Annotated in this window: 1 protein-coding gene; it reads right to left on the bottom strand. The window is 62.5% G+C overall.

Annotated elements, in window-relative coordinates; all coding sequences use genetic code 11:
- On the bottom strand, positions 1-309 hold a 309-nt coding region (locus RCF13_RS01830; RefSeq protein WP_308140778.1), incomplete at both ends, for a Maf family protein.

Here is a 309-nt window from a genome sequence, read left to right as displayed (position 1 = left end):
GTCGGATCGTCGCTCTGGATGCTTTCCATCAGGGCGATGCCCAGGCTTTCCGCCTTGGCGCTGCCTGCGGTATCGTAGGGTTCCTCGGCGCGTAGGTAGGCGTCGATGGCCTGGTCGCTCAGGCGCCGGAATTTGCACCGCGTCACGATATCGGCTTTTTCCACGCGATGACCGTCAGTCACCGCCAACGCGCTGTGAAATTCCACGATCTGCCCGGAAAGTGCGCGCAATTGCGCCTGGGCGCGCGTAAAATCGCCCGGCTTGCCAATGGGTTGGCCGTCTACCGTGGCAACCTGATCCGATCCGATG

This window comes from Stenotrophomonas maltophilia group sp. RNC7 (assembly GCF_030910085.1).
GTDB classification, from domain to species: domain Bacteria; phylum Pseudomonadota; class Gammaproteobacteria; order Xanthomonadales; family Xanthomonadaceae; genus Stenotrophomonas; species Stenotrophomonas sepilia.
The sequence above is the reverse complement of the archived record's forward strand: the minus strand, read 5'-3'. Positions and strand labels throughout refer to the sequence as shown.